Annotated in this window: 16 protein-coding genes; 14 read left to right on the top strand and 2 right to left on the bottom strand. The window is 39.3% G+C overall.

Annotated elements, in window-relative coordinates; translation table 11 throughout:
• Positions 1-597: 597 nt before the first annotated feature.
• The 3 genes from BSO02S_RS27355 (at position 598) to BSO02S_RS24005 (ending at position 2,545) form a co-directional block, all read left to right on the top strand.
• Positions 598-768 carry a hypothetical protein gene (locus BSO02S_RS27355; protein ID WP_157081502.1) on the top strand — a complete coding sequence of 57 codons (171 nt, stop codon included), beginning with the start codon at positions 598-600 and terminating at the stop codon, positions 766-768.
• A 100-nt stretch (positions 769-868) separates the two neighbouring features.
• On the top strand, positions 869-1,438 hold the full coding sequence (locus BSO02S_RS24010; RefSeq protein WP_066073850.1) for an SF0329 family protein: 570 nt from the start codon (positions 869-871) through the stop codon (positions 1,436-1,438).
• Between the two features lie 321 nt (positions 1,439-1,759).
• Entirely contained in the window at positions 1,760-2,545 is a 786-nt protein-coding gene (locus BSO02S_RS24005) for an SDR family oxidoreductase (protein WP_066073847.1), read from the top strand.
• Between the two features lie 136 nt (positions 2,546-2,681).
• On the opposite strand, the gene BSO02S_RS24000 is transcribed toward BSO02S_RS24005, so the two are convergent.
• Positions 2,682-4,142: an alpha-amylase gene (locus BSO02S_RS24000; RefSeq protein WP_066073844.1), complete on the bottom strand. Its 1,461-nt coding sequence runs from the start codon at positions 4,140-4,142 to the stop codon at positions 2,682-2,684.
• 1,153 nt (positions 4,143-5,295) lie between these two features.
• Between BSO02S_RS24000 and BSO02S_RS23990 the strand changes: the two genes are divergently transcribed.
• The 4 genes from BSO02S_RS23990 to BSO02S_RS23975 all read left to right on the top strand — a co-directional run bounded on the left by BSO02S_RS23990 (position 5,296) and on the right by BSO02S_RS23975 (position 8,014).
• Positions 5,296-5,664, top strand: coding sequence for a hypothetical protein (locus BSO02S_RS23990; protein WP_066073838.1), 369 nt, complete (start codon positions 5,296-5,298; stop codon positions 5,662-5,664).
• 298 nt (positions 5,665-5,962) lie between these two features.
• Positions 5,963-6,277, top strand: coding sequence for a KGG domain-containing protein (locus tag BSO02S_RS23985; protein WP_066073834.1), 315 nt, complete (start codon positions 5,963-5,965; stop codon positions 6,275-6,277).
• 347 nt (positions 6,278-6,624) lie between these two features.
• The gene (locus BSO02S_RS23980) at positions 6,625-7,176 is read left to right on the top strand and encodes an integrase (protein WP_066073831.1); all 552 of its coding nucleotides are present in this window, start codon (positions 6,625-6,627) and stop codon (positions 7,174-7,176) included.
• 130 nt (positions 7,177-7,306) lie between these two features.
• Complete coding sequence (locus BSO02S_RS23975) at positions 7,307-8,014, top strand: SH3 domain-containing protein (RefSeq protein ID WP_066073828.1); 708 nt, start codon at positions 7,307-7,309, stop codon at positions 8,012-8,014.
• Between the two features lie 833 nt (positions 8,015-8,847).
• On the opposite strand, the gene BSO02S_RS23970 is transcribed toward BSO02S_RS23975, so the two are convergent.
• Positions 8,848-9,783, bottom strand: a complete 936-nt coding sequence (locus BSO02S_RS23970; protein WP_066073825.1) for an AraC family transcriptional regulator — start codon at positions 9,781-9,783, stop codon at positions 8,848-8,850.
• A 191-nt stretch (positions 9,784-9,974) separates the two neighbouring features.
• On the opposite strand from BSO02S_RS23970, the gene BSO02S_RS23965 reads away from it, so the two are divergent.
• The 7 genes from BSO02S_RS23965 to BSO02S_RS23935 all read left to right on the top strand — a co-directional run bounded on the left by BSO02S_RS23965 (position 9,975) and on the right by BSO02S_RS23935 (position 18,266).
• Positions 9,975-12,098, top strand: a complete 2,124-nt coding sequence (locus BSO02S_RS23965) for a glycoside hydrolase family 3 protein (RefSeq protein WP_066073822.1) — start codon at positions 9,975-9,977, stop codon at positions 12,096-12,098.
• A gap of 351 nt (positions 12,099-12,449) precedes the next feature.
• Entirely contained in the window at positions 12,450-13,145 is a 696-nt protein-coding gene (locus tag BSO02S_RS23960; protein WP_066073819.1) for a GntR family transcriptional regulator, read from the top strand.
• Positions 13,146-13,207: 62 nt separating this feature from the next.
• The gene (locus tag BSO02S_RS23955; RefSeq protein WP_066073816.1) at positions 13,208-14,410 is read left to right on the top strand and encodes a CaiB/BaiF CoA transferase family protein; all 1,203 of its coding nucleotides are present in this window, start codon (positions 13,208-13,210) and stop codon (positions 14,408-14,410) included.
• Positions 14,411-15,301: a hydroxymethylglutaryl-CoA lyase gene (locus BSO02S_RS23950; RefSeq protein WP_066073812.1), complete on the top strand. Its 891-nt coding sequence runs from the start codon at positions 14,411-14,413 to the stop codon at positions 15,299-15,301. It abuts the gene before it with no gap.
• A gap of 22 nt (positions 15,302-15,323) precedes the next feature.
• A complete protein-coding gene (locus tag BSO02S_RS23945) occupies positions 15,324-16,364 on the top strand; it encodes a TRAP transporter substrate-binding protein (RefSeq protein WP_066073808.1) in 1,041 nt (346 codons plus the stop codon).
• Between the two features lie 118 nt (positions 16,365-16,482).
• The gene (locus tag BSO02S_RS23940) at positions 16,483-16,989 is read left to right on the top strand and encodes a TRAP transporter small permease (protein ID WP_066073804.1); all 507 of its coding nucleotides are present in this window, start codon (positions 16,483-16,485) and stop codon (positions 16,987-16,989) included.
• On the top strand, positions 16,986-18,266 hold the full coding sequence (locus BSO02S_RS23935) for a TRAP transporter large permease (protein ID WP_066073801.1): 1,281 nt from the start codon (positions 16,986-16,988) through the stop codon (positions 18,264-18,266). Before BSO02S_RS23940 ends, BSO02S_RS23935 begins: the two co-directional genes overlap by 4 nt.
• The last annotated feature ends 453 nt before the right edge of the window (positions 18,267-18,719 follow it).

Here is an 18,719-nt window from a genome sequence, read left to right as displayed (position 1 = left end):
GACTGGGGTTGGCGCTTTTTTTTGATTGTTTAATGGAGAGTGAGGTATTAACGTTGCGCATCAAGTCTCAGGTAGGAATTTATCTGTAATTTTTATGATTCATATACTGGTTTTGGGGTATATAAATTTTAAATAATAAGTGCCTTTAGTCAAGGGGAAATTAATATGAAAAGAGGGGATTTAATTGGAGGTTTTAGATTTCGGTGCTTGGTTCCAATATTTCTTGTTGATTATTAGTGGTTGTTTAGTTTTATTTCTTTTATTATTGTTATATTCCAATAGATATACACGTCAAAGAATAAATGAACTCGAACAAAAGGATGAAGGTGTTGGGTCTTTAACGGAATTTCACTAACGGCTTATGGGGTCAGTCCCCCGGCGCATTAAAGCTTTAGTTCACTTGGGGACTGACCCCAATGTCTTGATGACTGCAACTTTTCAATTGTTATTGTATTTTCTACCTATTCACTAGCTGACGTTATATTTTTCAGAAGAGTTAAATGTTATTTCAATTGAATTCGTTTTGTTTATATTGAATAGTGCTGTAGTACTGTAGTACAGGTGAAACAAGTATTATGAGAATAGGAGGTGACCCTGATGGGTCACCTCTTATTTGTGGTAGGGATGATTATTAATGATCGATATGCACGATATACCTTATTAAATCTTATTGTTGTCTTAAGCCGAATTTCTATATTACTTATTCATCAGTCTGGATATTTATTCGCACACTATTATCGATACATCAGAAATTCATGTCACACTTAAACCTTGTATTTAGTATGATCGAAGTGTTGGTTATTGTATTATGGATAATAGAACGACTGCCTCAATAAATATTTATAATATAAAATTTAAGGAGAATTACATGGCCTGGAGCAAATTGAAGCAAAATCTGGAGAGTTTTCTCTGTCCTGCATTAAATGGAAGGGTTGAATACCGTGCAACCAGCTACCGTTATTTACCTGATAAAGCAGGACTTTGTTATATTGTGGTAGATAAAAAGAATGTACTCAATATGTGTGATATAACTACCTTAATCAAATGGTATCAGACGGAGCTGGAAATTAAGAATGATTCAGATATCCAAATTCCTATCAACAATGAGGAAATTGAAGCGGTAAGAAAAGAAACCAAGGGGATAGTTCCGGAGGATCGTCTACAAGTAATTGCAAGGGGTAGAAAATTATCAGAATATGCAAAGGAGATTTTGTCAGCGCAGTCATCATTAAGTAAATCAAATTTTATCGTTGTAGCTAATAAGTTTTTATCCACTTCTATAGAGGAAAGCATAGAGAGCAATGATATCCTATTGAATATTCTAGCTTTGGTGGACAGACGGGTTGGAAAAAAACGAATTTTAAACATGACTGAGAAGATGAAGTTAAAGCATCCAGTTGTGCAGTATTTTTATGAACTGCGGCTTAGTACGTTATGATAATAAATAACTCATCACCTGAACATCACTTATTGCGCTTTTGGGAAGCTTCTTTTTTATTTATAAAAGTAGGGCTATCTGCATTAAGAGTCGCAGACCTTCAAGAAATTCGGAAAAAACTGCAAATCAAAAATATAACAGGTTGGCAGAAACGATCTTTGTCCATGTGGAAGCGGGAAAAAATTTAAGAAATGTTGTGGGAATTGAAAAGCTAGATGGGCGAAAAAGGTTGTTGTCTGAATCATTAATATAATTTTTATGTTTCTAAATCTCTAAGGTGGATATAGTAATATACATCGTTAGTAAAGGAGGTTTTTTAACGTGGAGAAGCTGCTTCAAAATCAGGTTGCTTTTGTTACAGGAGCTGGCTCTGGGATCGGAAGGGCTGCTGCTCTAAAGCTTGCTCAAAATGGGGGAAAGATTGCTTTAGTAGATTTGCATAAAGAAAACGTAAAAGAAGTGAAAAACCAAATCGAAGAAATGGGAAGTGAAGCCCTTGTCTTGGAAGCCGACGTTTCTCACCCGAAGGAAGTAGAGAACTGTTACAAAAGAACCATTGATCAGTGGGGGAGACTAGATGTTGTCTTTGCGAACGCGGGAATTAATGGGGAAGTTGCGCCCATAGAAGACTTAGAGCCGAAGGACTGGGACCTAACCATTTCCAATAACTTAACGAGTACCTTTTTAACGGTAAAATATGCGATCCCGCATTTGAAGACAAATGGGGGAAGTATCATTATTACGAGTTCAATTAATGGGAACAGGATCTATAAAAATATTGGAATGTCTGCCTATAGTACATCCAAAATTGGCCAGATGGGCTTTGGGAAAATGGCCGCTCTTGAGCTTGCCAACTATAGTATTAGAGTCAACATGATCTGTCCAGGTGCGATTGAAACAAATATCAAAGAAAACACATGGAAAGAAAACGAAAAATTAAAAAAGGTGGAAATTCCCATTAAATACCCAGAAGGAAACCAACCATTGGAACACAAACCAGGAAAAGCCGAACAAGTCGCCGACCTAGTTCTATTCCTTGCTTCCAACCAATCAAATCACATAACCGGAAGCGAAATCTACATTGACGGGGCCGAATCCCTTTTATAATAAAACAATATCAACAATACAACTATAAAAAGGTGCCTGACACCACAAAAAGACAGCACAAACAAAATGTCCACCTCCAGTGGACATTTTGTTTGTGCTATTAAAATTGCTAAATGGCCCATACATATAATTGTTCTTATTCCTTAGGATGGTATGCCCAAACTGATACGCCGCCGCCGTTAACCGGGAAAGTGGCATATCCATCTTCTTCGATTGTAATTTGGTCATCCCTTGAGTTTGTGAAGTCTACCCATGTTTCTCCAGCCTTCCTTTCACCAACGTACATTCTTTTCTCTCCATCTTCTCCATTGGCAATGACGACTGCACACCCAGAGTGTTTTAGTTCCTTCATACCCAGCCGAACCCAGCCAATGGTATTGGGATGGTCGAAGTAATCATGCTGTTCACCGTATGCTTTATCGTACCTGGCAAAGAGGAGGCAATCTAGGATTTCCTTTTTTCCATCTTCCGGCTCTGGTCCTCCGATTCCGTAATAATCCCCATAGAAGAGGCATGGATTTCCATCTCTTCTAAGGAAAATTAGGGCATATGCACTTGGCTTAAACCAGTCCTGAATCCACGATTCAAGGGACTCCTGGGGCTGAGTGTCATGATTATCAACGAAGGTAACAGCATTTTTAGGGTGGGAGTTTACAAGGGTACCCTCGAAAATGCTGGTTAAATCAAAATCACTACCTTCGTTGGAGGCTTGATGCAACTTATAATGCAAGGGGACATCAAACAAATCTATCTGATAATCGACATGGTCAAGGTATTTTTGGCAGGCATGCAGATGAGTTTTCCAAACTTCTCCGACAAAATAAAAATCATCCCCTCGGTGTTTACGCATCTCCTGTACAAACTCACTGATGAAATAGTGATTGATATGCTTAATTGCATCAAGGCGGTATCCATCGCAGTTAAGGGTATCACTAAGCCATTTTCCCCATTCTATCATTTCCTTTTTTACTTCAGGATGTTCATAGTTAATATCGGCAAGCATTAGATAGTCATAATTTCCGTATTCATCATCCACATGTTTACTCCAATCCTTGTCATCTCCAAGGATTTTAAATATTCCTGATTTCCCGGTCTTTTCATCATAATCGGTGCCACTAAAATGCTCAAATCCCCATTCAAAAGAAGAATATTTTCCTTTACGCCCTGGAAATGTAAACTTTGTCCAAGCTTTAATTTCAAAGGGCTCAGATATTTCTTTCGTCCGGTTCTCCTGGTCCACTTCAATCACGTTAATTAATTCCGTCTCGTCAGCACCTCCTTTATGGTTTATTACTACATCAATATAGACTTTAATGCCGACGTTTTGACATGCAGCTATTGCTTCTATTAGCTCTTGTCTAGTCCCGTACTTTGTCCGGATGGATCCTTTTTGTTTAAATTCACCCAGATCGTATAAATCATATGAGGCATAGCCATTATCCTCAGGCGAGATCGCTTTTGTCACAGGTGGTATCCAGATGGAGGAGATACCTTTTTCTTTTAATTCTGGTGCCAACTCCTGCAGACGTCTCCAATGGCTGCCGTCTGGCTCTATATGCCACTCGAAAAATTGCATTATCGTATTGTTTCTTTCCATGTTCCTATCCTCCTTGTTCATCATTCAAAAGATATATGAATAATTACCCGGTTTGACACCAAAAAGTCCTTCGAAAACAAATAAATTTTAATATAATAGTTTTCTAATTTGGAGATAATCCAGACTATTTGGCCCAATTAGGGCAATGGGGTCAGTCCCCCGGTACATTAAAGCTTTAGTTCACTTGGGGATTGACCCCAATGTCTCCGGAAGAGATATTCCAAGTAAATTTGAACTCGATCTTACGGCAGGTGAAGAGGAATGAGTATTGCTGAAAAAGCGTTCCTAGGAAGCTTGATGAAGGCAGAGTAATTACTCAAGGATACCGACACCGTGTTGGGTTTGGGGCTAATTCTAGTAAAGCCACCATTCATACTTCCTTTTTAAAGAATGTTTTTTGGGACGTGTTTCAACATTATTTTTAGGCATTGAAAGAGAAAAATCCTGAATTGGTGCGCTTTGAAGCTCCTTTCAATCAAACGTTTAAGTAATAGCGGAAATACGTGGAATAGATGGAATGATGTAAGTTCAAGTGAAGCCAGTCAAATAGTGCAAATAAGTGGGGCAATATCTACAAATTTCCCTGGCAATTGTCGACATTCTTCTAGTTAGATTTGGAGGGGATATTCTTATAGATTAATACATTGCTGCTGTTTTAACCAAACGATTGAATAGTATAGCCTATATGGAATTTTGTCGAAAGGATGTCGATTTGTGAAAATTGAGGTTCGAATCTACTACTATCCATATTTTGTTGCACCTTTCAACAGCTTTTTCATAGATTTGGTCCGGGAAAGGCTTATGTATCAAGGATCACAGCGATTTTAATTAAACGTTTGGTTAATAGGGAAAATAGAGGAGAATGGTAGATGAGTGTCGGATTGTGCAAGGAAAAGCTATTATCTGTTGTTAAAACGAATGAAAGCAGGGAGAACAATCCACTTGAACAAAATTGATAGCAAAACAGCCTCAAAATGCAAAAATGGGCTTTAAAATTTGATTATGAGGGCAAAAATGAGTGTTTGGGCTCAAAAGTGGCCTCAAAATCGAAATGGAGAGGTTCGATTCTCTTTACAAAACCCTATATCGTGGAAGTGCCGGAAACGGAAACTAGCGATGAAAGGGTGGCACAAAACCACCTAAACAGGAAATAATGACCCACCCTAAAGAAACTACTAATCTTTTAAAAACTGAAAAAAATCAAAAGATAAATAAACGTAAAGAAGAGCCGTCTGAATTAGATTACACCTTTGTTAGTAGCCGTGTTCCACAGCGTTTTGTTCAATTCGTTATATGCTTCTTTCCCGATGCAAAATTAATCGAAGAATATTGGCATATGACACATATACAAGTCCATGAACTAAATATGGAAATCAATGAAGTCGTTAATCTCGCTATCAAATCCTTTAGACAACTAATTAGAAAACTTAAAATTACAAAGGCCGTCAGAAAGCCTATTGCCTATTACTATGGGATTCTCCAGGAAAAGCCCAGGGACGGTTCATTCGTTTCAAAGTGGTGAACTTCGGGGACAATTCGTTTGGAGAGGGTGCCTGCCACCGCTCGTGGGTTAGCTCTGTGAGGAAATCAGCTCTCGACATTTTTCCTCCGTACATGAAGGTTAAAACTGGGCATTGAAGCAGGATGGAGGAGTGTAAACTTGCGGGAAGCCTCTTTTTCATGTCTTACGTTACGTGGAAAGAAACAGTAAGAGAAATTCTAAGAGTAATAGAAAAAGAAAAAGGGATGTTTAATTTAATAGAGAGCGGGAATATAAAGAGTGTAACAAAATTCAACTAAAAATTTGGAGGGATTTTATTATGGCTAAGGAAAATAAGAACAATCGCAACGAAAACAACAATGGTAGTATGACCGTCGAAGAAGCAGGACGTAAAGGCGGCGAAGCCACTTCTAAAACCCATGACAGAGAGTTTTATGAAGAGATCGGACAAAAAGGCGGCGAAGCCACTTCTAAAAATCATGACAGAGAATTTTACGAGGAAATTGGACAAAAGGGTGGAGAAGCACGTGCTAACCAACGCGATGACAATAGTGACAGCGATGGAAAAATGAGCAAAGCAGAAGCGGGCCGTAAAGGCGGCGAAGCACGTGCTAGACAACGTGACAACGATTAAATACGTAAGGAACACTCATCGAATTTAATTCGAACGATTATCAAGAAGGGGCGCCCCATACATTATGGGACGTCCCTTTTTTGCGTGAAATTTTGCATAAATACGGATCGGTGAGCTAATTAAATTGAAGGCGTTCTCTTTTTTATTCAGAGAACGCTTTTTTTTTTGGATATAGAGGTTAATACATAGTATATTACCTGTTGAAATGTCTTTTATTTTGATATATATTCATATAGTTGGAAGAAATTTCATCTAATATAATATGTGAATAGAAGATTTTCCACACTAATAATCCATAAGTCTTATTGCCACATAAGATAAAATAAATGAGAAAGCAAGGGGAATAAGTGAACGAGAAAAATAATTGGATTGAGCAATTAATACAGGCCACTATAAGAACTGTTGGAATAGATACTGAACTGAAGCATCAGATTACTGGGGTAAATATGAGCTATAATTTTATCCTTGACTATATAGGTTATGATGATAAACGAATAGAAGAAGCAATAATGGAAATGCAGGAATCAGTCTCACTCAAATCGTATATTCAAGCTTTTACACTTCATGAATTAGGGCATGCGTTAGACCGGAACGCTTTATTGGATTCACTGACAAAAACACTTGAATATTACGATATGAAAAAAAACTATCCAATATACGAACGATACAGTGATCCCAATCTTCTTGCTATGCTAATCGAAGAGCATGAGATGAATATCGGTTTTGAAGAAACGGCTTGGGAGAATGCTGAAAAGTTGAATCTGGAACACGGTATTGTTGACTGGGCAAGCTTTGAAAAAGCGAAGAATACAGGAATGGCAACTTATTTGAATTTATATGCAGAAGATTTACAGCTTTATAACAAACTTGTAGCGGAGCACACCGAACAAATTGCTTAATGAGATAAAAATTAAATAAAATTCCTTTAGAAGGGGCTGAACAGCTCCTTTTTTTGTTTCGTATCGCTGGGCGATATAGCTTGCAAATAAACCTAAAAACCTTCATATTTAAAAGAAAAGGAGATACGATATGCGACGTGATATACAACTGAATGAACAAGCTTTCTCTTCCAAGGAAGTGGCGGAAGAAGTAGGGATTGCAACTCCCACTGTACGAAAGTATGGCCAAATTTTAGAGAAGAATGGATATGAGTTTTTAAAAGATGGTGATCGGCGTATCTTTGTGCAATCTGACATCGGAGCGCTTATAGCGTTACGCGATACGGACAAACCCCTAGACGATACAGCTAAAGATCTTGTGTACCAACAAAAAGAAAGATTAGAAGGATCCAATGAAATAGAGATTGCGATACCCGATACATATGAAAATTCACTTCATGATCCCAATCAAATAAAAGAGGTCTTAACATTTTTAGTCAAAGAACTTGCAGCCACCCGTGAAATGAATATCCAACTGACGAATGATATGGCGCAGCTAAAAATAACCGTTTCCCGACTCCAGCAAGATCATCATGTTATAAGTTCTAGTATTGGAAATTCAGCGCAAAAAACAAATGCAAAAATTGAAAAATTAACTGAACAACAAAATACCAATTACGAAGCATTGCTGCAACTAGAAAAACAAAAAAGTGAACTATTACAAAATGAAATTCAAAATATGCGGAACGAACAGAAAAAGGAATGGAATTCACAAAGTGATTTTAATAAACGTTTAGAAGAAGCGATACAAAAACCTAAAGGAAATTGGGGAGGGCTTTTCTCCATATTCCGAAAATAAGGTGGTAGAGCACCTCTACTAATAGAGTTCCTCTAGAATGGAAGGTATCACCTTTTTTTAGATTCGTATCGCTGGGCGATACAACTTGCAACTAACTTATAGCGCTACCCAATACAAATTAAATATTCCCCGCGACTCCAATGAGAAGAAGGACTTTTATTTTCGCAAGAGAATCTCCTTGGTTTCGAATATTCGTATCTAATATTTTTCAAATTTCAACAAAATTCCCGGGGAATTTCTACAAATTAGGTAGTTTTCGCCATAAATTATCCTAAAGAATGGCCAGAAGTTCGTTTCCAGAGTAGATGCTCCAACTGGTTCACCAGGGAATCCACTTGAAATGAAAGATTTATTGAACAAAGCCACCACATTATTAGGCAATCAGGCCAATGATTTAAGCAAACTTATTTCAGTTGAGATGGAAGAATGGGCTCGGTTTTTTGTAGGCGACAATCTGTGACCTATTTCTCATCTCAATTTCACTCGTTTTTTGAAAAAATGGCTGTTGATAGGGATGAGTAAGCAAAGCATATTACTAATGAATAATAAAAAGCGATACCAGATGAAGGTATCGCTTTTTCGTATCGCTGCCCGATACAGCCTACAAATAAATCTAAAAAGCCTCATATTTAATAGAAAAGATGCCCGATATGCGATGTGATATAAAACCGAATGAACAAGCTTTCTCCTCCAAAGAAGGAGCGGAAGAAAAAAGGGATTGCAACTCCCTTTTTTGTGCTTAGTATCGGTGGGCGATATAACTCGAATTATAGCGTTACGCGATACGGATAGGCACCTTATTTTTCAAATTTCAACAAATTCCCGGGAAATATCTACAAATTATGAGTAGATATCGACAATAAATTTTTATATTCCTTTTGCAAATTTTTCGGAGAAAGGTTGTATTCCTTTTTGAAGAGTCTGTAAAAACTCGAATAGTCGGGAAAACCGCATTTCAAAGCGATTTCTTCTATGGAAATTTGATTTTGTTTAATCATCGTTACAGCAAACGATAGACGCTTTAGTGATACATAACGGTAAAAGGGCAGGTTCATGTTCTTTTTAAAGTAATGAGAAAAATAGTATTTATTTAAATGAAAATAATCAGAGATTGTGTCTAAACTTAAATCCGGCTCTGTTAAATGTGATTCAATGTATTCTAGTATTGATAAAAACCTATGGTCTAGTTCATCCTTATTACTAAGGTTTGGCATACTGCTTTCAGGATTAAAGATAACTTGAAGTGCTTGAAATAATAGGTAATTTATTGTAAAGGAAAAGTGATCTTCACCACTTTTTATTCTATGTGTTATTTCGTGAAGTAAAGAAATGATCTCTTGGAAATTTTCGGAATGCAGATGTAACGCAAAAGAACCTTGTGTTTTTTGAAAAACAATATTCTCCTTCATAGAGGGCGAACTAGATAGAAAGTCATCCATTAAATCCTCACTAACGCTAACAATGAAGCGTTCATAGGAATTGATATTCTTAACAATCGCTTGATGAACAGCATAAGGAGGGATCACCACAATATCCCCTCTCCTCAAGGAATAGGTCTTTCCTTCACAAAAGAATTCACACTCCCCTCCTAAAAAGACAAGAAGCTCCAAAACATCGTGCCTGTGCAATCGGAATAAAGACTCTAATTGGGAAGATTCCCTGGTGGATTCGTTATATTTCTTGAGCCAATCATGGGATTGATTTTTTTTGCTGAAGTCATGAATTTCAAAACCTTTATTTATTCCTGGAATAAGAATGGATTGCTTCATTGGGCGGCCTCCTCTCATAAAGCAATATTTACAATATTTTTAGCAATAAGTGTTATTTATTTTCAACTTTTTGTTGTTATTATAACACTAACGATAGGGATACCAAGTCCCATATAGATGGAGTGGGAATGAAAGATAGATTCATCTATAGGGAATAATGAGAGGTAGACCCATTTTTAGGAGGCATTAAATTGGAATCTAGCTATAAACAACCTAAGTTAGAAGTTAGAGTCAAGAACATCATTGAAGTTGATGGATTAAAATTTAAAGATTTGAATGGCAATGGGAAACTTGATCCGTATAAGGATTGGCGTTTGAGCCCGAAAGAACGGGCAGAGAACCTAGTCTCATTGATGAATGTCGATGAAAAAGTCGGAATGATGCTGATTAATACACGTAAGATGGGACTTTCACAGGAAGATAAGAGTAAGACAAGCCATGATGGTGTGCTGGATGAAGCGATTGTCGAAAAAGGTGAAAATATTTTTGCCGCTTCAAAAATCTATGGTACAACCCAGACGGTTGAAAACATGCATTTGCGCCACTTCATTTTAAGAGACAATTTTAGTCCTGCTGAAATGGCTGAGTGGGTTAATAAAATGAATGAATTATGTGAGGGAACACGTCTTGGTATTCCATGTTTAATCGCATCAAATTCAAGAAACGAAAATGGAGAAGCCATCTTTGGTATGAATGATGCAGCAGGGATTTTTTCTACGTGGCCAGGAACCTTAGGTCTTGCAGCAGCAGCTAAAGGAGAGATTAAAAATGGCGGTGATGCCTCACTTATCAGCCAATTTGCCCAAATAGCACATGATGAGTGGGATGCCACGGGTATCAGAAAGGGATATATGTATATGGCTGATACTGCCACAGATCCTAGATGGCAGCGGACATATGGCACATTCGGTGAAGATCCGGAATTTATTTCTGATGCAATCGGCCGCATCATTGACGGATTTCAAGGAGAGACCTTAGGAAAACATAGTATTGCGATGACAACAAAGCATTTCCCTGGCGGCGGTGCGAGGGAAAATGGGTTTGATCCACATTATGAAGAAGGAAAGTGGAATTTATACCCAACACCGGGAAGCTTAGAAAAGTATCACTTACCGCCATTCCAGGCAGCGGTAGAACATGGTACTTCATCCATCATGCCATATTATTCAATCCCACGTATCAATAAGAGTGTGGTTCAAGAATTCGAGGGGGAGGATATTCCTTTCGAAGAAGTTGGCTTTACATTTAATCATTATTTCTTACAGCATATCCTAAGAGGAAAATTAGGATTCAAGGGCTATATCAATAGCGACAGCGGTGTCACCAATAAAATGAGCTGGGGCGTTGAGGATAAGACGGAGGCTGAACGTTTTTCTAAAGCCATCAATGCTGGTACAGACCTTGTTGCGGATACAAATGATATTGAAAATCTAAAATTAGCCATCCAAAATGGATGGATCAGTGAGAAGCGTATTGATGAAGCAAATGTACGCCTCCTTACAGAAATGTTTACGCTAGGATTATTTGATGATCGTACCTATGTTTCAACTGAAAATGCGACTGCAGTAGTTAGCAAACCAGCGAGCTGGGAGGCTGCTTATGAAGCGCATAAGAAGTCGGTCACCGTTCTTAAAAATAATAATCAGACATTACCATTAACAGCTGAAAAGCTCGATAATAAGAAGGTTTATATAGAGGTTTTCCATAAGGAGCCAGAACGAGCAGCTTCTTACACGGAAAAAGCAAGGAAGGAATGCCGAGAATTAGGGCAGTTTACTTTGACTGATAACTATAAAGAAGCAGACGTTGCTATTTTATTATTAAGTCCAAAATCTGGAGCTTATTTTAATGCAACACCGGGCCTTTTAGAACTTGAAATTTGCGAGAATAAAACATTAACAGCGTTGGATGGTTCTACGTATGAGGAAACAACTTTAACTGGTATCGATCATCTAAAGGAAGTGGCAGATAGTATCCATGTTCGTGGAGGAAAAGTCATTATGACTGTGGATGTCGTTCTGCCTTGGATTCTTGGAAATGTTGAACCATTGGCAGATGCTTTAATCGCAGGATACGATACATTCTATAAAGCGCAGTTCGAGGTAGTGGCGGGCAATAGCCGTCCAGTAGGTGTTTTACCGTTGACATTGCCTGCGAGTGAAGCAGTCATTGCAGTTGATGAAAATGGAGATTGTGTATCGAGAAACGATGTACCGGGCTATGACAAGGACATCTATATGCCTGAAGGACTCGCATATGCCTATAAGGATAGCGATGGCAATATTTATAAACTTGGTCATGGACTAACCTATTAATCCTTTAAGAGTAAACTATACCTAAATAAAAAGAGGGTGAATCCGGAAAGCTTTCGGCGGTTCACCCTTTTTTTCATTTTTAAATGTTAACCTAAGTAATAACTATTCTGCCCGAAATACCTTCAAAAAGGACCTTTTAGGGAGGAGGTAAGGCAAGCCATAAGTTTCTATTAGTATGACTACTACTTCTAACAATGGAAGACCTATTGAATGGTGGTAATTTACACAATTCATATGTTTTTGTTGCAACAAGGAATTAAATACATAAAAGGATATTGACTAGTCTGATTTTTTACATTATTATGATTAGTGAAAATGTAGACCGTATACCGTCGACGATGAGGGGAAGAAATGGCTAAGAAAATAATAAGAAGAGATACTTTATTAGATCAGGTTTATCCGTATTTACGGGATCAAATTATCACAGGGGGAATTGAGCCGGGGCGAAGATTGGTAGAAGAGAGACTAGCCGAGGAACTGGGAGTGAGCCGCAGCCCGGTCCGTGAAGCCATTCGCCTGCTTGGTAAAGATGGACTCGTTGTTGAACAGCAAAATGGCGGCGTTACAGTATATAATCCAACTTTAAACGATTATCAATCTCTATTCGAATGCAGAATTGTGCTTGAGCCGCTTGCCGCCATTTATGCTGCGAAGAGAAGAACAGAAAAACAGTTGGAAGAAATGAAAAATATCTTTGAAAGCACACCGGAAGAGATAAGTGATAACGATATGAAAAGGGTTTATCAGATGAATGAAAGATTTCATCAAATGATTGTGGAATCAAGCGCTAACCCTTTCCTGAAGAAAATGATAACCGAACTAAGGGGAGTTATCAGCTTTTACAGAAGAAGTATTTTAGAGATTGAACCTGCCAGAAAAACCACAGTCATCAAAGAACATTATGCTATTTTTCAAGCGATTAAAGATCAAGATGCGGAAGCAGCTAAGGTAAATATGAAAAAGCATCTTGAAGTAGATTATCAGCTTTATCTTGCGGCAAAGGGGATAAACCCGGAAATATCAGTAGATTTGAGCCTTAAACATTAGGTTTTGCCATCATTAAAACGCTTACATCTAATCAAGAAGAATCTAGAGAGGAGCTAACCAGATTGGTTAAAAAAATGCCACTTGAAGGAATTAAGATATTGGAATTGGGCAATTTAGTTGCTGCGCCATTTGCAGGGAAAATATTTGCGGAATTTGGCGCCGAGGTCATAAAAGTAGAAGAACCAAAGAAAGGAGACCCGCTCAGAAACTGGAGGGTGATGCATGGAGATAATTCCGTTTGGTGGTATATTCAGTCCCGAAATAAGAAATCGATTACCATCAATCTACGGGACGAACAGGGCCAGAAAATAGTAAAGAAACTAGCTGGAGAAGTGGATGTTGTACTGGAAAATTTCCGCCCCGGAACCCTGGAAAAATGGGGGCTTGGCTACGAAGATTTAACAGCCATAAACCCAAGTCTGATTATGACAAGAATTTCTGGATATGGGCAAACAGGTCCATTTAAAGAAAAGGCAGGTTTTGGAAGCGTTGCAGAAGCGTTTGGCGGCTTACGATATTTAACGGGCTATCCTGACAGGCCGCCTGTACGGGCAGGAATTGCCATAGGGGATATGGTAGCTGGACTTTACGCTGTAATCGGTACGATTATGGCATTAAGAGCCCGAGATCAAAGTCCGGACAAGAAAGGTCAGCTTATTGATGTCGCTCTGTATGAGGCTATCTTTAGCTTATTGGAAGGAATTCTCCCGGAATATGATTTAAAAAGCTTAGTTCGAGAAAGAACCGGAAGTACCTTGCCCGGTATTGCCCCTTCAAATACATATGAGTGCGCAGATGGAAAATATGTGGTAATTGGAGCGAATGGTGACAGTATTTTCAAGCGATTAATGAACATGATGGGAAGAGAAGATTTGGCCAATGATCCCAGGTTTGCAACGAATCAAGGGCGAGCCGACAATGTGGAATTAATTGACGGTCTCATTGAAGAATGGACGAAGCAAAGGCCGCTGGAAGAAGCACTGCAATCACTGGATGATGCGGCTGTTCCAGCTGGACCTATATACAGCATTAAGGATATTGCGGAAGACGTTCATTATAAGGCCAGAAATATGCTGGAGCCAATCGAGCTTCCGACCGGAGAAACGGTGCTGGCCCCAGGAGTGGTCCCGAAGCTGTCGGAAACTCCCGGCAGTTTAAAATGGATTGGTCCTTCTTTGGGCGAACACAATGTGGAGATATTTGAAAAATTGATTCAAATGGATCAGGAGCAATTAACAAAATTAAAGCAATTGGGGGTTATTTAATTGGATAAGGTTTCCATTGTAGAAGTGAGCCCCCGTGATGGCTTGCAAAATGAACCGATATGGGTGCCAACTGAGAAAAAAATAAAACTGATTAATTTATTGGCAGAAGCCGGAATGAAACAGATTGAAGCAACATCATTTGTTCATCCGAAAAAGGTTCCGCAAATGGCGGATGCCGAGGAAGTCATTCAAGCCTGTTCTTCCCTTCAGGATGTGGAAATCACGGCGCTGATTCCAAATGTGAAAGGCTATGAACGGGCAAGCCAATTCTCAATCCACGAGGTGAATTGGGTAACGGCTGCAACTGAAACCTTCAATCAGCGCAATATCGGGCGAAGCATCAATGAAAATTTTAACGAGTTTACTAAAATAATAGCTAACAAGGAGAAAACACCATTAAAAATATGCTTTTCCATTGCCGTCAGCTTTGGCTGTCCATATGAAGGGGAAGTAAATCCTGATGTGGTTTTGGCTTTGGTAGAGAGGGCCGTTGCAGCAGGCGCCAATCGGATTGGAATTGCCGATACCATTGGGATTGCCGATCCAGAGCAAACCAACCGATTGCTTTCCCGTGTCTTAGAAATTACTGGGGAACTTCCGGTTTCCATCCATCTTCACGATACGAGAGGACTGGGGCTGACAAACTCATATGCTGCCTTTCAAGCTGGTGTCCGTATTTTTGAAACGGCGGCAAGCGGCATTGGCGGCTGCCCTTTTGCACCAGGTGCTGCAGGCAATCTCTCAACGGAAGATTTAGTCTACATGTTTCATAGAATGTCGGTCGATACGGGAATTAACTTTGACCGGCTATTGGATGCGGCGGATTATGCTGCTAGTTTATCTAGCAAAACACCGCTTGGAAGAATACGTCAGGTAGAAAGAAAAAAATGAAAATAAAAGGCAGGGATGAAGGATGAAGAAATTAGCAGCAAGTTTTTTAGCAGTTGTACTATTAATGGGAATTTTAACGGCATGTGGAGGAAAAAACACGAAAGAAACGGCATCGTCGGAAAAAGGTGGCGGTGACGGCTATGAAGATGCCACCATCCGATTGGCTTATAACCTTCCTCAAGATCACCATATTTCAGTTGGCGTAGAAAAGTTTGCCAAGGAAGTAACGGAAAAATCCGGCGGAAAGGTGAAAATCCAAGTATATCCTGCCGGGCAGCTTTTAAGTGATAAAGAAATGAATCAATCGATTTTAACCGGCGGCGTGGAAATGGGGTTGAACTCCTCCACTTTATGGGCCTCAACCGTTCCGGCCATGGGTATTTTTGATGTTCCTTATGTTTTTCCTAATTATGAAGCAGCAGGCAAAGCTATATCTGGAGAAATGGGGGACAAGCTGAGAGGAACTATGGAAGAAAAAGGGGCAAAAGTTTTATTGTTTGCTGACTATGGATACGCTCAGTTTGTTAATAACAAAAAACCGTTGAAAAAACCGGAAGATTTCAAAGGTTTAAAGATTAGAAGTATTGGTGATATTCCTTCCGAATTAATCAAAGCTTATGGTGCTTCACCAGTCTTTATGGGCGGCGGAGAAGTCTATATGGCTCTGCAGCGCCACACCGTTGACGGGGCAACATCCGGGACGACTGCGATGGCTCAAAGAAAATATGATGAGGTTGTTAAATATTTAACAATCAATAATTATGCCTACCTAGAATTTATCTTAGCTGTTAATAAAGCTTACTGGGATAAGCTTCCTGAAAAAACCCAAAAGTTAATCAGCGACACCGCCGCAGAAACAGAGCAATGGATCCGCGAACAGGCTAAAGCAGAAGATGCGAAAACCACTAAAGAATTAGAAGAAAAAGGCATGGAAGTCTACGTCGTTCCAGAGAATGAACTGCAAGCATGGAAGGATGCAGCAAAGCCTGTTTATGACATATACCTTAAGCAGTCAGGCGAGCTTGGAAAAGAACTGCTAGACCTTGCAGAACATATTAAATAGGAAACATCCATTTCCGTTTGATTAGTGGTCATTTGTTCACCTGGGGCGGGATCCATGCATCTCCTTCCAGGTGTATTTTCATTCAATACGGGTTTTATGCAATAGGATGGAGGCAATCATGAATTTTTTTAAAGCAATTTATAAAACTACAGACCGTTTAGTTTCCTTGGGCGGCTTGATTTCAGGAATTCTCATCGTACTCGTTGCAGGGATGATCTTTTACGAAGTACTATCAAGGGCAATATTTAACGAACCTACCATATTTGCTACGGAATTATCGATTTATGCCCTGATTGGCAGCTGTTTTTTTGGCAGCGGTTATGCGCTGAGGAAATTTTCGCATATTACGGTGGATCTGGTCACGAATATACTGCCAGAAAAACCGAAAACGATATTTGAAATCCTATCGAATTTACTTGGATTGCTTTTTGGAGTCATTTTCACATGGTATGGTTTCTATCATGTACAGGGAACGATGGAATTGGGCGTTACCTCGTCTTCCTTGTTAAGGGTTCCAATGTATCTGCCCGAATTGACAATGCCGATTGGCGGAGTGTTGCTCTGCTTAGCTTTTGTTTTACAAATAGTCGATTGTTTTGATAAGAAAGGAGAGTCTCTGGCATGAATGTATTTTTTCTCGGGGGAATGGGAGCTCTTCTTTTAATCGGATTGCCGGTTGCCTTTACGCTTGGATTATTGGCAATAGGCGGTATGTATTTTTTCAATGGCGGAACATTTGCATTTGCGCAAATTCCAATCATCTCCTACAAATCGTTGGATTCCTTTGAATTGACGGCATTGCCGTTGTATGTACTGATGAGTCAAGTTTTGCTGGTTTGTGGTGTAGGAAAAGACTTATATGAAATGGCCAGCAAATGGTTTCGGCATTTGCCGGGCGGACTTGCGATTGGGACCATCTTTTGCTGTACGATCTTTGCCGCCATCTCTGGCTCAAGTGTTGCCACAGCGATTACCATTGGTTCCGTTGCATTACCGGAAATGGTCAAACGCGGATATGAAAAGAAACATGTTCTTGGTCTGCTTGCTGCCGGCGGCACGCTGGGAATCTTGATTCCCCCAAGTATTCCGATGATTCTTTATGGTAATATTACCGGTGTATCTGTCGGAAAGCTATTTATTGCGGGAATTGTCCCTGGTATTTTACTAACCATATTATTTATGATATTTGCTTCATGGCAAACACGGCATATTAAAGATAAACCGGCTACATGGGCCGAGAAAATGGAAGCTTCCAAGAAGGCTATCTGGGGAATCCTTTTGCCGGTTGTTGTCATTGGCGGAATTTATTCAGGATTATTTACGCCAACAGAAGCCGCGGCGGTCGGTGTTGTGGTCAGTTTCTTAATTGGCGGTTTAGCCTACCGCAACCTTACCTTGAAAAATTTGAAAGACATCATCTTCCATACAGTTCAAACTAATGCCATGATTCTGTTCATCATGGTAGGGGCGATGCTTCTTGGTTACATTATGACGATCTTGCAAATTCCGCAAACGATTACGCAAGCCACAGTCGCCTGGGATGTTTCACCATGGCTCATCTTTATTTTGATTAATATTGTGTTGCTCGTATTGGGATGCTTCTTAGAAACGGTTTCCATTATCGTGATTGCCGTTCCTATTTTGTATCCAATTATTATGTCCCTTGGCTTCGATCCGATCTGGTTTGCCATTATTATGGTCATCAATATGGAATTGGCGCTGATTACACCTCCAGTTGGATTGAACTTATTCGTGCTCAAAGGCATCGATCGGTCAAATACCATCTCAGAAATTGTCAAAGGTGTCTACCCGTATGCCATTATCATGATCTTATTTATTGTGGTCATGGCTTTTTTTCCGGAAATTGCAACGTATCTCACTGGTACGGGTACTGTTAAATAGGACGGTGCCTATTGCGCTACTTGTCAGGCATTTCATGGAAAACTCAGGTAGGGGGTCGGAATGAAAGCATTTCGCCCCCCTTTTTTCCGTAATATTTAAAGATAAATGATAATCCTAATACTCAAAAAATTATTCTGAATTGTTACTAGTTATGGGGTGAAGTCCAGTGTCACCCCCCGGATTAAAAGCTCATATTATGATGTTACCGTCATGACTAGAAAGTCGTATGTACTGGCAGGGGAGATTGGAGAAATTTAGTGTAAACAAGCACCTAAAGGATACATAGTGTAAATAGTTCACCATTACGTCAAAACTTTGTTACTAAATTGTGAAAAATTTCACAAAGACCTTTGTTAACTTAGAAAAGGTGATAATATATAAGTGTAGTAAGAAACAAACAAGATCTTGTAAAGTACAATGTGAAATAGTGAACAATCTAGTTTTATCTTTTAA

This window comes from Neobacillus soli NBRC 102451 (assembly GCF_001591665.1).
Taxonomy (GTDB): Bacteria; Bacillota; Bacilli; order Bacillales; family Cytobacillaceae; genus Neobacillus; species Neobacillus soli.
The sequence above is the reverse complement of the archived record's forward strand: the minus strand, read 5'-3'. Positions and strand labels throughout refer to the sequence as shown.